Source organism: Rhodococcus parequi, from assembly GCF_046042785.1.
In the GTDB taxonomy this organism is placed as follows: Bacteria; Actinomycetota; Actinomycetes; order Mycobacteriales; family Mycobacteriaceae; genus Prescottella; species Prescottella parequi.
Genome location: NZ_JBDLNV010000004.1, coordinates 571,041 through 584,126, shown reverse-complemented (window position 1 = coordinate 584,126; position 13,086 = coordinate 571,041). Strand labels below are relative to the sequence as shown.

General features: G+C 69.9%; 12 protein-coding genes. 11 read left to right on the top strand and 1 reads right to left on the bottom strand.

Annotated features, from left to right (window positions below; genetic code table 11):
* Positions 1 to 32 precede the first annotated feature (32 nt).
* Genes ABEU20_RS14460 through hpt form a run of 3 tightly spaced genes read left to right on the top strand, consistent with a single transcriptional unit; the run spans position 33 to position 2,635 of the window.
* Entirely contained in the window at positions 33 to 1,082 is a 1,050-nt protein-coding gene (locus tag ABEU20_RS14460; protein ID WP_420165139.1) for a zinc-dependent metalloprotease, read from the top strand.
* Entirely contained in the window at positions 1,079 to 2,068 is a 990-nt protein-coding gene (gene tilS, locus ABEU20_RS14455; protein WP_420165092.1) for a tRNA lysidine(34) synthetase TilS, read from the top strand. The genes ABEU20_RS14460 and tilS overlap by 4 nt, the downstream gene beginning before the upstream one ends.
* A 12-nt stretch (positions 2,069 to 2,080) precedes the next feature.
* Complete coding sequence (hpt, locus tag ABEU20_RS14450) at positions 2,081 to 2,635, top strand: hypoxanthine phosphoribosyltransferase (RefSeq protein ID WP_420165091.1); 555 nt, start codon at positions 2,081 to 2,083, stop codon at positions 2,633 to 2,635.
* Here the strand turns inward: hpt and ABEU20_RS14445 are convergent.
* Entirely contained in the window at positions 2,596 to 4,938 is a 2,343-nt protein-coding gene (locus tag ABEU20_RS14445) for a serine/threonine-protein kinase (protein WP_420165090.1), read from the bottom strand. The two genes, hpt and ABEU20_RS14445, sit on opposite strands and share 40 nt — an antisense overlap.
* A 101-nt stretch (positions 4,939 to 5,039) precedes the next feature.
* Between ABEU20_RS14445 and ABEU20_RS14440 the strand changes: the two genes are divergently transcribed.
* The 8 genes from ABEU20_RS14440 to ABEU20_RS14405 all read left to right on the top strand — a co-directional run bounded on the left by ABEU20_RS14440 (position 5,040) and on the right by ABEU20_RS14405 (position 13,014).
* Positions 5,040 to 6,392, top strand: coding sequence for an amidase (locus tag ABEU20_RS14440; protein WP_420165089.1), 1,353 nt, complete (start codon positions 5,040 to 5,042; stop codon positions 6,390 to 6,392).
* A gap of 259 nt (positions 6,393 to 6,651) precedes the next feature.
* Entirely contained in the window at positions 6,652 to 8,973 is a 2,322-nt protein-coding gene (gene ftsH, locus ABEU20_RS14435) for an ATP-dependent zinc metalloprotease FtsH (protein ID WP_420165088.1), read from the top strand.
* Between the two features lie 84 nt (positions 8,974 to 9,057).
* On the top strand, positions 9,058 to 9,675 hold the full coding sequence (folE, locus tag ABEU20_RS14430; RefSeq protein ID WP_420165087.1) for a GTP cyclohydrolase I FolE: 618 nt from the start codon (positions 9,058 to 9,060) through the stop codon (positions 9,673 to 9,675).
* A 32-nt stretch (positions 9,676 to 9,707) separates the two neighbouring features.
* Positions 9,708 to 10,517, top strand: a complete 810-nt coding sequence (gene folP, locus ABEU20_RS14425; RefSeq protein ID WP_420165138.1) for a dihydropteroate synthase — start codon at positions 9,708 to 9,710, stop codon at positions 10,515 to 10,517.
* Positions 10,518 to 10,553: 36 nt separating this feature from the next.
* Positions 10,554 to 10,955 carry a dihydroneopterin aldolase gene (gene folB, locus ABEU20_RS14420; protein WP_420165086.1) on the top strand — a complete coding sequence of 134 codons (402 nt, stop codon included), beginning with the start codon at positions 10,554 to 10,556 and terminating at the stop codon, positions 10,953 to 10,955.
* Positions 10,952 to 11,458 (top strand): 2-amino-4-hydroxy-6-hydroxymethyldihydropteridine diphosphokinase, encoded by a 507-nt coding sequence (gene folK / locus ABEU20_RS14415; protein ID WP_420165085.1) that lies wholly within the window; start codon positions 10,952 to 10,954, stop codon positions 11,456 to 11,458. Before folB ends, folK begins: the two co-directional genes overlap by 4 nt.
* A gap of 5 nt (positions 11,459 to 11,463) precedes the next feature.
* The gene (locus tag ABEU20_RS14410) at positions 11,464 to 11,931 is read left to right on the top strand and encodes a DUF3180 domain-containing protein (protein ID WP_420165084.1); all 468 of its coding nucleotides are present in this window, start codon (positions 11,464 to 11,466) and stop codon (positions 11,929 to 11,931) included.
* Between the two features lie 93 nt (positions 11,932 to 12,024).
* Complete coding sequence (locus ABEU20_RS14405; protein WP_420165083.1) at positions 12,025 to 13,014, top strand: DUF6779 domain-containing protein; 990 nt, start codon at positions 12,025 to 12,027, stop codon at positions 13,012 to 13,014.
* The last annotated feature ends 72 nt before the right edge of the window (positions 13,015 to 13,086 follow it).

The window sequence follows — 13,086 nt, the reverse complement described above, 5'->3', positions numbered from 1 at the left end:
ATAGCGGGTAGCAACCGGAAGTGGGTCTCGACGTGACGGAACCGGAGCACGGATTCGCGAACGCGGTGGACTGGAGTATCGCCGCGCGCGCCGGTGCGCGGCTGGCCCCGGCCGGTCCGGCCACGTCTCGCTACACCGCGGAGAACGTCGTCGCCGAACTCGCGCAGGCGTCGATCCGCGCCGAAGGGCCGGTCCGCGACGTCACCCGGCTCGCGGACGGGTTGCCGATCCCCGCCGCGCAGGTGCTGGACCGGGCAGGCTGGATCCGCGCCGCGGCGCAGTCGATGGCCCAGCTCACCGGCTCCGACCTGGAGGCCGGACAGAAGACGCTGCTGGCGGGCAAGCCCGGCGGACTCCAGGCCGGCGCGATGCTGGCCTACCTGTCGTCGGCCATCCTCGGCCAGTACGACCCCTTCACCGGTGAACACGGCGCACTGCTCCTCGTCGCCCCCAACGTGCTGCAGGTCGAGCGGACCCTGCGCGTCCCGCCGAGCGACTTCCGGCTGTGGGTGTGCCTGCACGAGGTCACGCACCGGGTCCAGTTCTCGTCGGCGCCGTGGATGGGCGACTACATGCGCCGCTCGGTCGCCACCCTCGGGGAGGCCGCCGACGAACCGATGACCGAGATGGTCAGCCGGCTCTCGGGGGCGCTGCGCGAACGCCGCCGTGACGACCTGCCCGCCGACCAGCGCGGCATCGTCGGACTGCTGCGCGCGACGCAGGCCGAACCGCAGCGGCAGGCCCTGGACCGGATGCTGATGCTCGGCACCGTGCTCGAGGGCCACGCCGACCACGTGATGGACGCCGTCGGCCCGGACGTCGTGCCGTCGGTGGTCCGGATCCGCAAGGCGTTCGACGCCCGTCGTCACCGCAAGAGCAACCCGGTCCAGCGTCTGATCCGCGCCCTGCTGGGGATGGACGCCAAGATGGCGCAGTACGTGCGCGGCAAGGTCTTCGTCGACGCCGTCGTCGGCAAGGTCGGAATGGACGAGTTCAACGCGATCTGGTCCGGCCCCGACGCGCTGCCCGTCGCCGCCGAGATCGACGATCCGGACGTGTGGATCGCTCGGGTCCTGGGGTGACCGCACCGGCCTCGCCGCCTCTGCTCCCGGAGGAACCCGCGATCCTCGACGTCCGGCACGCGGTGCGCGCCTGGCTGGCCCGGCACCGGCCCGCCGGTGGTGTGGTCGTGGCGCTCTCCGGCGGCGCCGATTCCCTCGCGCTCACCGCGGCCGCGGTCGCCGAGGCGCCGTCGGTGCGGGCCGTCGTCGTCGACCACCGCCTGCAGGACGGGTCCGCCGAGGTCGCGGCCGTCGCCGCCGCCCGCGCCCTCGAACTCGGCTGCGCCGGCGCCGACGTCGTGGCCGTCGACGTCACCGGGCGCGGGGGACTGGAGGCCGCCGCCCGCGCCGCCCGGTACACGGCCCTCGACGCTGCCCGCGCCGGGCATCCGGTGCTGCTCGGCCACACCCTCGACGACCAGGCCGAGACGGTGCTGCTGGGCCTCGCCCGCGGATCCGGCGGCCGGTCGATCCGCGGGATGGCCGGCTACGACGCGCCCTGGGGGCGCCCGCTTCTGGGTGTGCGGCGGGACGTGACCCGCCGGGCGTGCGCCGAACTGGGCCTCGTCCCGCACGAGGACCCGCACAACTCGAACCCCGCCTTCACCCGCGTCCGGGTCCGCACCGAGGTGCTGCCGCTGCTCGAGGACGCCCTCGGCGGCGGCGTCGCGGCGGCGCTCGCCCGGACCGCGGAGCAACTGCGGGAGGATGGCGAGGTGCTCGACGATCTCGCGGAACGGACCGTCGCGTCCGCACGTGACGGAGAAGACCTTCTGATCGAGCACCTGGTCCACGTTCCCGTCGCCGTGCGGCGCCGCGCGCTCCGCTTGTGGCTCCTCGACCTGGGCGCGAAGGCGTTGACCGACAAACAGTTACGTGCCGTCGACGACCTCGTCGACCGCTGGCGAGGGCAGGGCGGTGTCGCGCTCGGCGGCGGAAGAGTGGGAGTCAGGTTGGTTGCATCCCGGCGGCGTGGCAGGCTGTCGGCGGGGTTCGTGAACGACTGAAGGGAATGCTCCGTGTACGAGGGCGACATCGCATCGGTACTGATCTCCGAGGAGCAGATCAAGGAGCGCACGGCCGAACTGGCCGAGGCTGTCGCGGCGCGCTACGCCGACGAACCGATGCAGGACGACCTGCTGCTCGTGGGTGTCCTCAAGGGCGCGATCTTCTTCATGACCGACTTCGCGCGGGCCCTGCCGATCCCCACCCAGATGGAGTTCATGGCCGTCAGCTCGTACGGCTCGTCGACGTCGTCTTCGGGTGTCGTGCGGATCCTCAAGGACCTCGACAAGGACATCGCGGGCCGGCACGTGCTGATCGTCGAGGACATCATCGACTCCGGTCTGACGCTGTCGTGGCTGATGCGCAACCTCAAGACCCGCAACCCCGCGTCGCTCGAGGTCGTCACGCTGCTGCGTAAGCCCGAGGCGTGCAAGGTCGACGTCGAGGTCGCGCACGTGGGCTTCGACATCCCCAACGAGTTCGTCGTCGGCTACGGCCTCGACTACGCCGAGCGCTACCGCGACCTGCCCTACATCGGCACCCTCGACCCCAAGGTGTACGGCGGATAGGTCCCCTGCGACACGACGCGTTCGAGTGCCCGCAGATCCTCCTCGAGCAGGCGGAACAGCCAGTACACGAACACGAACGCGATGACGCCGCCGACACACAACACGCGCACCGCGTAGACCACGACGGAGATCTCGTCGGGGGAGAGGAACGTCACCCCGGCGACGCCGATCAGCGGCACCGACGCGGCCACCGCCAGGTACATGGTGCTGCGCCGGTCGAGCCCGCGCAGACGCCGCTCGTCGCTGCTGCTGGTGATCCCGTGCGGCAGCAGCGACGGGTACAGGCACCGCACCGCGTAGAACGTGACCAGGAAGAACGGATACGCGACGGCGATCGCGCCGCACACGATCTGCGAGCCCAGGAAATGCACATACGCGCCCTGCGGGATGCTCCCCGCTGCGATCTGCAGCGAGACCGGGAACACGATGCCCGCGACCAGCCACAGCGCGAACACCACCGCGACGATCCGGTCACCCATCAGCAGGGTGTCGGCGCGGGCACGCGCAAGTGTGGCGGCGTCGTAGGTCCGGCCCTTCCGTAGACCGCGCGGCACGGAGATGACGTAGCGGCAGAAGTACACGATCAGCAGGAAACCCAGCGGGAACAGCACACTGTTGATCACCTGCGAGACCTCGACGAACCGCTGCTGCGCCTCCGCGGACAGTTCCCTGATGATCAGCGTCTGATTGTGGTGGTAGTTGTACATCGCAGCCAGCGCGTTCGGCACGCCCGCGCCCAGCGCCACGATCGGGATCATCCAGGGGCGCAGCCGGTAGCGCCAACTGGTCGGAGGCGGGTCGACGAGGTTGCGGGCCCGCGCGTCGAGGCAGAGGTCGAACTGCTGCGCGAGCTCCGCCCCGGTGGCCCAGCGCTCGCCCGGGTCGGGCGACAGGCACGTCAGCAGGACACGGCGCAGCGCGGCCGGGCAGTCGTCGGGCAGATCGGTCTGGAACTGCGGGTCGATCTCACGCCGGCGCAGCGCGAGCATCCGCTCCAACGACGTCGCCGACTCGCCCGCTCCGGTCTCGTCGGCGAACGGCCGCCTCCCGGTGAGCAGCTCCCACAGCATCACGCCGAGTGCGTAGATGTCGCTGCGGTCGTCCAGATCGGCCGCCGACCCCGGCATCTCCGGATGACACGCCTCCAGTTGCTCGGGCGACATGTAGGCCAGCGACCCGCCGAAGTAGGCGACCGGGCTGGTGCCCGCCACGCGATCGCTGAAGCTGATGTTGAAGTCCGCGAGCTTGGGCACGCCCTCCGACGTCAACAGCACGTTCGCCGGCTTGATGTCGCGGTGCAGCACGCCGTGCTCGTAGGCGTAGTCGAGCGCGTCGGCCAGCCGTCGGCCCAGCCACGCCACCGTCTCCGGCCACGTCAGTGCGGCGATCTCGTCGCGGACGCTCGAATCGGACGGCCGGATCTCGCCCTTGCGCTCGAGGACGGCATCGATCGACTCGAGCAGGAGCCGGCCCGTCCTGGGGTGCTCCGCGTCGGCCGGGTACTCGCGAACCCGGCGCAGCACGTCCAGCAGCGTGCCACCGGGGACGTACTGCATGTACAGCAGCTTCAGCTCGCGGTCGGCGAGCTGGCGCTGGTCGAACACCCGCACGATGTAGTCGTGGTCGAGCTGGGCCAGCGTCTGCGGTTCGGTGCCGTGATCGTGTGAGATCTTCACCGCCACCAGCCGCTGCATCGACCGCTGTCGGGCCAGGAACACGCGCGCGAACGAGCCACGGCCCAGCGCGGTGAGCAGATCGAAGTCGTCGATGTGGTCGCCGACGTCCACCTGGTCGAGGGCGTGCTGCGCACCGGGCTGGGCGACGAGGGTGCTGCGGTAGTCGCCGGGACCGTCGAGCAGGTCCGTCAACCGGCCGGCATGCTCGGGGAACTCCCGCGCGTACTCCGCGACGTCGACGGTGTGTCCACCGCGCCGCCGCAGGTGGAAGTCCTCGTAGATCAGGTCCACAGGCAGCGGATTCGACCGCAGTTCGGGAAACTGCGTGCAGTACGACGCCAGCGATCGTGGACCGCCCACGTGCAGCAATCGGTATTCGAGATCCACCTTGATCAGCTCGACGAGCGCGGCCCGGCGCAGCGCGTCGCCCACCGGAAGACCACCGGGCAGGAACGACTCGAGGTCGGGAGGCGTGCCGTTCGCCGGTGATTCCCACGCGGACGCGAAGCGGGCCACCACGTCGGCCAGGAACGACACGGTCTGCGTTCCCGGCTCGGCCGGAGTCCCGCTCAGGACCGTCCGCGCGGCTCTCGTGGCGCCGGCGGTCGATTCGATCGAACCGTCCATCTACTCGTCACCGCCCGGAGAAAGGGGAGTGCGAAGGGGTGGGGACAACTCACCCCTCGGGGTACTCGAAATCTTATCGCCGACGGACGGATACTCGGCAGGTGCGAGATCATCTGGTCGAGGAATTCACCGCCACGTCGATCGCAGCCCGGGTCCGCTCGGGTGCGCTGTCGCCCGTCGCCGCCGTCGAGACCGCGCTGCGCAGAATCGAGGAGCGGGACCCTCGGATCAGCGCCTTCGTACGAGTGATGCGGGACCGCGCACTCGCCGAGGCGCACGCGCTGGCGGAGCGTCCGGATCTCTCCGATCTCCCGCTCGCCGGAGTGCCGGTCGCGATCAAGGACAACGTGGAGGTGGCCGGCGAGCCGATGCGGGACGGCTCGGCGGCGACGGACCCGGCGCCCTCGACACACGATCATCCGACCGTCGCGCGGTTGCGGGCCGCGGGGGCGATCCCGGTGGGTCTGACCGCGGTTCCCGAACTGTGCGTGTGGGGCGCCGTCGACTCGCCGGGGCGGATCACCCGCAACCCGTGGAATCCGGCCTTCGGTCCGGGCGGATCCTCGGGTGGTTCCGCGGCAGCCGTCGCCGACGCGATGGTGCCCATCGCACTCGCCGCCGACGGCATGGGATCGATCCGGATCCCTTCCGCGGCGTGCGGCGTCTTCGGCATCAAGCCGGGCCGTGGGCTGGTTCCTGCCGAACTCGGTGCGCACTCGTGGTTCGGGATGTCGGAGAACGGACCCATCGCGTCGACCGTTCAGGATGCGGCCCTGATGCTGTCGGTGCTGTCCGACCGGCCGGACCTGGCCGAGGTGCCGGCTCCGAGCCCCCTGCGGATCGGGGTCGCGACCAACACGCCGTCGCCGATAGTCCGGTTGGACGCCGAATGGGCGCGGGGTGTCGCCGACACTGCCGCACTGCTCGGCCGGTACGGGCACCGCACCGTCACCACGAAGATGCCGTACCCGCCGAACATGACGGCGGCGTTCGCGCGCTGGTTCGCCGGTACCGCTGCGGACGCCGCCGACCTGGACCCGGCGCTTCTGCAGCCGAGGACCCGACGCCACGTTGCGATCGGGCGCGTGATCGAGCGGGCGGGCCTGGTCCGGGAATCCCAGGTACAGCGACTGGAGACGCGGATCCGACGATTCTTCGCCGATCACGACGTCATCCTGACGCCGTCGCTCGCGCAGCCGCCGCTGCCCGCCGTTGCCTGGAGCGAGCGGTCGTGGGCGGCCAACGTCGTCGCAAATGTACGATATGCCCCGTTCAGTGCGCTCTGGAACGTCCTCGGCTGGCCCGCCGCGAGCGTGCCGGTCGGTATGCACGGCGGATCGGGAACCCCGATCGCAGTGCAGATCGTCGCGCCTCCCGGGGGTGAGTCGAAGATCCTCGCGGTGGCCGCCGAGATCGAACATCGCCAGGGGTGGCATCGGCACCCGGGCATGTGAGATGCGGCACGAAACGGGTGGCGACGGCGACCGATCGGCGTGGACCGGGAACCGGGACGGCACCCTCGTGCGTTGAATGCACTGACGCCACTTCTCGGAGTGGTGGCTGCTACCAGGCGTCGAGCATCATCGTTCGCGGTAATCTGAGATGTCCGGACAGCCGGGAGTCGATTGTCCGGTACGCCGGACTGATGACCCGTGAACCTGCACGAGCGTAGCCCGCACTACCGAAAGGACCGGCCGCCGTGGCCGAACCTGTATGAACCGCAAGACTGTGTTCCGCAACCTGGCGATAGTCGCCGGCGTCCTGTTGGTGATCTACGCCTTCAGCTACTTCGGTAACGACACGCGCGGCTTCAAATCGGTCGACACCTCCGTGGCGATCGCCCAACTCGACGCCAAGAACGTCGACAAGGCGCAGATCGACGACCGCGAACAGCAGGTGCGTCTGTGGCTGAAGAACGGAGATGCCACCGACGGCGAGACCGAGATCATCGCGAAGTATCCGAGTGCCGCGTCCGAGCAGGTCTTCGACAAGGTCGCCGGGTCCGGGGCGGAGCAGTACAACACCAGCGTGACGCAGGAGAGCTGGCTGACGTCGATCCTGCTGTTCGTGCTGCCGATGATCATCCTGCTCGGCATCTTCTTCTTCGTCATGAACCGCATGCAGGGCGGCGGTCGCGGCGGAATGATGGGCTTCGGCAAGTCGAAGGCCAAGCAGCTGTCGAAGGACATGCCCAAGACGACCTTCGCGGACGTCGCGGGTGCCGACGAGGCGGTCGAGGAACTCTACGAGATCAAGGACTTCCTGCAGAACCCCGCGCGCTACCAGGCGCTCGGCGCCAAGATCCCCAAGGGCGTGCTGCTCTACGGTCCTCCCGGCACCGGTAAGACGTTGTTGGCGCGCGCCGTCGCGGGCGAGGCCGGCGTGCCCTTCTTCACCATCTCCGGTTCGGACTTCGTCGAGATGTTCGTCGGTGTCGGCGCGTCCCGTGTGCGCGACCTGTTCGAACAGGCCAAGCAGAACAGCCCCTGCATCATCTTCGTCGACGAGATCGACGCCGTCGGCCGCCAGCGCGGCGCCGGCCTGGGCGGTGGGCACGACGAGCGCGAACAGACCCTCAACCAGTTGCTGGTCGAGATGGACGGCTTCGGTGATCGGCAGGGCATCATCCTGATCGCCGCGACCAACCGCCCCGACATTCTCGACCCGGCGCTGCTGCGCCCGGGCCGCTTCGACCGGCAGATCCCGGTCGGTGCCCCCGATCTGGCGGGACGCCGCGCGATCCTCAAGGTGCATTCCCAGGGCAAGCCGATCGCGCAGGACGCGGACCTCGAGGGTCTCGCTAAGCGCACCGTCGGCATGTCCGGTGCGGACCTGGCCAACGTCATCAACGAGGCGGCCCTGTTGACCGCTCGGGAGAACGGCACGGTCATCACCGAGGCGTCGCTCGAGGAGTCCGTCGACCGCGTGATCGGCGGCCCTCGTCGCAAGAGCCGCATCATCTCCGAGCACGAGAAGAAGATCACCGCGTACCACGAGGGCGGTCACACGCTCGCGGCCTGGGCGATGCCGGACATCGAGCCCATCTACAAGGTGACGATCCTCGCCCGCGGCCGCACCGGCGGTCACGCCATGACCGTGCCCGAGGACGACAAGGGTCTGATGACCCGGTCCGAGATGATCGCCCGCCTGGTGATGGCGATGGGCGGCCGCGCCGCCGAGGAACTCGTCTTCCACGAGCCCACGACCGGTGCTTCGTCGGACATCGATCAGGCCACCAAGATCGCTCGCGCGATGGTCACCGAGTACGGCATGAGCGCCAAGCTCGGCGCGGTCCGCTACGGCCAGGAACAGGGCGACCCGTTCCTGGGCCGCTCGATGGGCATGAACTCGGACTACTCGCACGAGGTGGCCCGCGAGATCGACGAAGAGGTGCGCAACCTGATCGAGGCCGCGCACACCGAGGCGTGGTCCATCCTCAACGAGTACCGCGACGTCCTCGACATCCTGGCGCGCGAGCTGCTCGAGCGCGAGACACTCACCCGCAAGGATCTGGAACAGATCTTCACCTCGGTGGAGAAGCGTCCCCGCATCACCGCGTTCAACGAGTTCGGTGACCGCACGCCGTCGGACAAGCCGCCGATCAAGACGCCGCGGGAACTGGCCGTCGAGCGTGGCGAGACGTGGCCGCCCGTCGCCGAGCCCACGCAGGCGATTCCGCAGCCGGCGTTCGCGCAGCGGGAACCGTCGGCGCCGGTCAACGGGCACGACACTCCGGAGCCGACCCGGGCCCCGCGGCCCGACCAGCCGTACCCCTCGGCCCCGCCGCAGCAGCCGCCGCACGGCACGATGCCCGACTACGGTGCCCCGGCCGGATGGTCGGCGCCGGGTTGGCCGCCGAAGGAGGGTGCCGACAACCGGAACCGTCCACAGCACGGTGGCTGGCAGCAGTATCCGCAGTGGGAGCCGCCGCAGCAGCCGGGTGGTCAGGGTGCTCGACCTGGGAACGAAGGGACCGGACGGTCTGATGACGATGCTCGGACGCAGGCCTGGGAGGGGCCGAGCGGTCCGCAGTAGTCGGCCCGCAACTAGGCTTGGCCCTGGCGCACTCCTACCTGGGTGGGCCAGGGCATTGAGCCCCGATACTGGAGGTGCGGTCGGTTGTCGGTGAATCAGCTGGGGAGCGAGTCGGTCGCGCTCGCGACGGGGAGGCCTTTCGACCAGGCGCGTGCCGAAGCAGCTGTTCGTGAGTTGCTGATCGCGGTCGGTGAGGATCCCGATCGTCCAGGTCTGCTGGACACGCCGGCCCGCGTGGCCCGCGCCTACCGCGAGGTTTTCGCGGGTCTGTACACCACCCCCGACGACGTCCTGAACACGACGTTCGATGAGGGTCACCAGGAACTCGTCCTGGTTCGCGACATCCCGATGTACTCGACGTGCGAGCACCACCTCGTCTCCTTCCACGGTGTCGCGCACGTGGGCTACATCCCGGGCACGGAGGGCCGCGTGACCGGGCTGTCGAAGCTCGCGCGTCTGGTCGACCTGTACGCCAAGCGCCCGCAGGTGCAGGAGCGGCTCACCAGCCAGATCGCCGACGCATTGATGTCCAAGCTCGCTCCGCGCGGCGCCATCGTCGTCGTCGAGGCCGAGCATCTGTGCATGGCGATGCGGGGGATCCGCAAGCCCGGCGCCAGCACGACGACGTCGGCGGTGCGGGGCCTGTTCCAGTCGAACTCTGCTTCGCGTGCCGAGGCGCTGGATCTGATCCTGCGCAAGTGATCGCCTTACCGCGCCCCGGTCGCCCCGTCGTGATGGGCGTCCTCAACGTCACCGCCGATTCCTTCTCGGACGGTGGGCAGTTCCTGGATCGGGACGCGGCCGTCGCACACGGCGTGCACCTGCACCGGCTGGGCGTGGACATCGTCGACGTCGGCGGGGAGTCCACCCGGCCGGGTGCCACCCGGGTCGAGCCGCAGATCGAGGCGGAACGAGTCGCCCCGGTGATCGCGGCCCTCGTCGCCGAGGGTGTGACCGTCAGCGTCGACACGATGCGCGCGTCGGTCGCGCAGGCCGCGATCGAGGCCGGGGTCACCATCGTCAACGACGTCTCCGGCGGGCGGGCGGACCCCGACATGGCCCGTGTCGTCGCCGACGCGGGTGTGCCGTGGGTGCTGATGCACTGGCGGCCGGCGGACGGATTCGTGCACGCCGGCGGTTCGACCCACTACGACGACGTGGTCCGCGACGTCCGCGACGAACTGCTGGTCCAGGTGGACGCGGCGGTCGCGGCGGGCGTGGATCCGTCGGCCCTGGTGCTCGATCCGGGACTCGGCTTCGTCAAGCAGCCCGACCACAACTGGCAGTTGCTGCACGCGATTCCCGAGTTCGTCGAACTCGGCTTCCCGGTGCTGATCGGCGCCTCGCGGAAGCGCTTCCTGGGGTCTCTGCTCGCCGACGCGAACGGCACGGTCCGCCCGCCGGCAGGGCGCGAGACGGCCACCGCGGTGATCTCGGCGCTCGCCGCCACGCACGGCGCGTGGGGCGTGCGCGTGCACGATGCGCAGGCCTCGCTCGATGCGATCGCGGTCGCGTCGGCGTGGGCGCGCGGCTCCCAGAGTTGATTCACGATTGATTCTCGTTTGTGCCAGGAGGTGGCGGTGAGTGGTGGCAGTGACGTCTCGGGTGATCGCATCGAGTTGCGGGGCCTGAAGGTCCGCGGCAACCACGGGGTCTTCGACCACGAGAAGCGGGACGGTCAGGACTTCTACGTCGATGTGACGTTGTGGATGGACCTTGCTCCCGCAGCGGCGTCCGACGACCTGCAGGACACGTTCGACTACGGCGATCTGGCCCAGCGCGCCGCCGCCATCGTGGGCGGTCCGGCGCGCGACCTCATCGAGACGGTGGCCGCGGAGATCGCCGACGACGTGATGCGCGACGACCGCGTCCGTGGCGTCGAGGTGGTGCTGCACAAGCCGTCCGCGCCGATCCCGCTCACCTTCGCCGACGTCGCGGTGGTGGCGACCCGGTCCCGCTCCGGCGCGGGGATCACGCGATGAGCCGGGCCGTCCTGTCCATCGGCTCCAACATCGGCGACAGCCTCGCGCACCTGCAGGGTGTCGTCGACGGTCTTCGGGACTGGGTCGTGGCGGTCTCGCCGGTGTACGCGACGGCCCCGTGGGGCGGAGTCGACCAGCAGGACTTCCTCAACGCGATCGTCGTCGTCGACGACCCGGACACCGACGCGCGCGGTTGGCTGCGACGCGGACAGGACCTCGAGGCGGCGGCCGATCGTGTCCGCGAGCAGCGGTGGGGTCCGCGCACTCTCGACGTCGACGTCGTCACGTGTGACGACATCCGCAGTGACGACCCGGAACTGACGCTGCCGCATCCGCGGGCGCACGAACGCGCCTTCGTCCTCGTGCCCTGGCTGGCCGTCGAACCCGATGCGACGCTCGTCGTCGACGGTGTCCCGGTGCGAGTGGACGCGGCCCTCGCGCAATTGGACGCCGGTGAAAGGGACGGAGTTCGGCGGACGGCGCAGCGACTGGAACTACGGTAACTGTGATGAAGCCGACCCGACTCTGGGACCTGTTGTCACTGTCGCTCCTCGCGGCGGTGGCGACGTGGCTTCTGCTGCGCGTCGCGTACGGCTCGATTCCCCCGATCCCGGTCTATGCCGGGGCGTCGCTGTACCCGGTCGCGCTCATCGAGACGATCCTCGCCTTCGTCGTCCGGTCGCGCGTGCGCGAGCATGCGATCGGGGACGGACCGCGCCAGTTGCATCCGATCACCGCGGCCCGTGCTGTCGCGCTCGCGAAGGCGTCGGCGCTGGTCGGGACCGCGAGCGCCGGAGTGTGGGCGGGATTCCTGGTGTTCCTGTGGCCGCAGAGATCCCATCTGCGGGCGGCGGTGTCCGACAGTTCGGGCGTCATCGTCGGACTGGTTGCGGCCGTTTTGCTGGTGGCCGCCGCGCTGTGGCTCGAGCGCTGCTGTCGCACGCCCGACGAGCCGCCGGACGATCCCGCCCACTGACCCCGACCCGGGCCGGATCAAACGGGCCTAACGGATTGTTGCCACCGTTGTGTCCGGACCTGGGAACTCTCCCGGTCCGGCTACCCTGATCGCATGACGGTTCCCGGTCGCGCCAAACCAGTACGCCGTAACCGGCGTAGTGCGAGCCAGATGATCGTCGCCGGCCTCGTCGTGCTCGCCGTGGTCGCGTCGCTCCTCTTGATCTTCAGTGAAAGCGTCCAGCTCCTGCGTGTGGGGCTGGTAGTCGCGCTGTGGGCGGCGACGCTCGGCGCCATCGCGATGACGAAGTACCGCCGTGAGTCGGCGCTCGACAAGGCCAAGGTGCGCGATCTGCAGAAGGTGTACGAGTTGCAGCTCGAGCGCGAGATCACGGCACGCCGCGAGTACGAACTCGGCGTCGAGGTGCGCGTTCGCGGCGAACTGGGCGCGGAGGCGGAGACCATCGCGGCGCTGCGTGAGGAACTCGCCGCGCTGCGCAAGAACCTCGAGGTCCTGTTCGACGGCCGTTTGCCCGAGGACCGGGTGGCGCTGCGCGCGGAGTCGATGCGTGTGCAGGAACTCGCCGGCGGCTATCAGCCGGCCGCGTCGGGGTTGTTCGTTCCCGGCGCCGAGCAGTCGACTCGCGACAACCCTGCGCGGAACAACAATGCGCGGAACACCAATCAGCCCCCGGCCCCGCAGGGTCCGTCCTTCGCGACCCCGTACGACGAGCCGATGACGGCGGAGACGACGATCGTGCAGCCGGAGCCCCTCGACGTCGAGGCCGTGGACGACGAGGCCGGGCGGATCGCCGCGCCGGAACCCGAGCAGGCGCCGGAAGCGAAGCAGGCACCGAAAGCCGAGCAGCCCGAACCCGAGCAGGCGCCGGAAGCGAAGCAGGCGGAGTCGGAACCGGAATCGGCGCCGGAATCCGTAGACGACGACGAGGCGCGGCCCCCGTCGAGGCGATCGCGTCGGCTCTCCGACGATCCCGAGAACGCGGGTGCCCACTCGAGCGGGCTGTCGGTCGCCGAGATACTGGCGAACATGAAGTCCGCCGAGGCGGCCGGCGGCGCACCGCGCCGGCGTCGGCGTGCGGACTGATCGCACTCGACCGCTCGCAGAGTGAGCTGTAGATCACGTCGGTAGCACGTGGCGGCGTGTCTTCGGGCGGCG

Bases quoted from the DNA above. Each gene is read 5' to 3' on its own strand.
- ABEU20_RS14445 (WP_420165090.1), bottom strand. From the start codon at position 4,938: ATGGACGGTTCGATCGAATCGACCGCCGGCGCCACGAGAGCCGCGCGG.
- ftsH (WP_420165088.1), top strand. From the start codon at position 6,652: ATGAACCGCAAGACTGTGTTCCGCAACCTGGCGATAGTCGCCGGCGTC.
- folP (WP_420165138.1), top strand. From the start codon at position 9,708: ATGGGCGTCCTCAACGTCACCGCCGATTCCTTCTCGGACGGTGGGCAG.
- folK (WP_420165085.1), top strand. From the start codon at position 10,952: ATGAGCCGGGCCGTCCTGTCCATCGGCTCCAACATCGGCGACAGCCTC.
- ABEU20_RS14410 (WP_420165084.1), top strand. From the start codon at position 11,464: ATGAAGCCGACCCGACTCTGGGACCTGTTGTCACTGTCGCTCCTCGCG.
- ABEU20_RS14405 (WP_420165083.1), top strand. From the start codon at position 12,025: ATGACGGTTCCCGGTCGCGCCAAACCAGTACGCCGTAACCGGCGTAGT.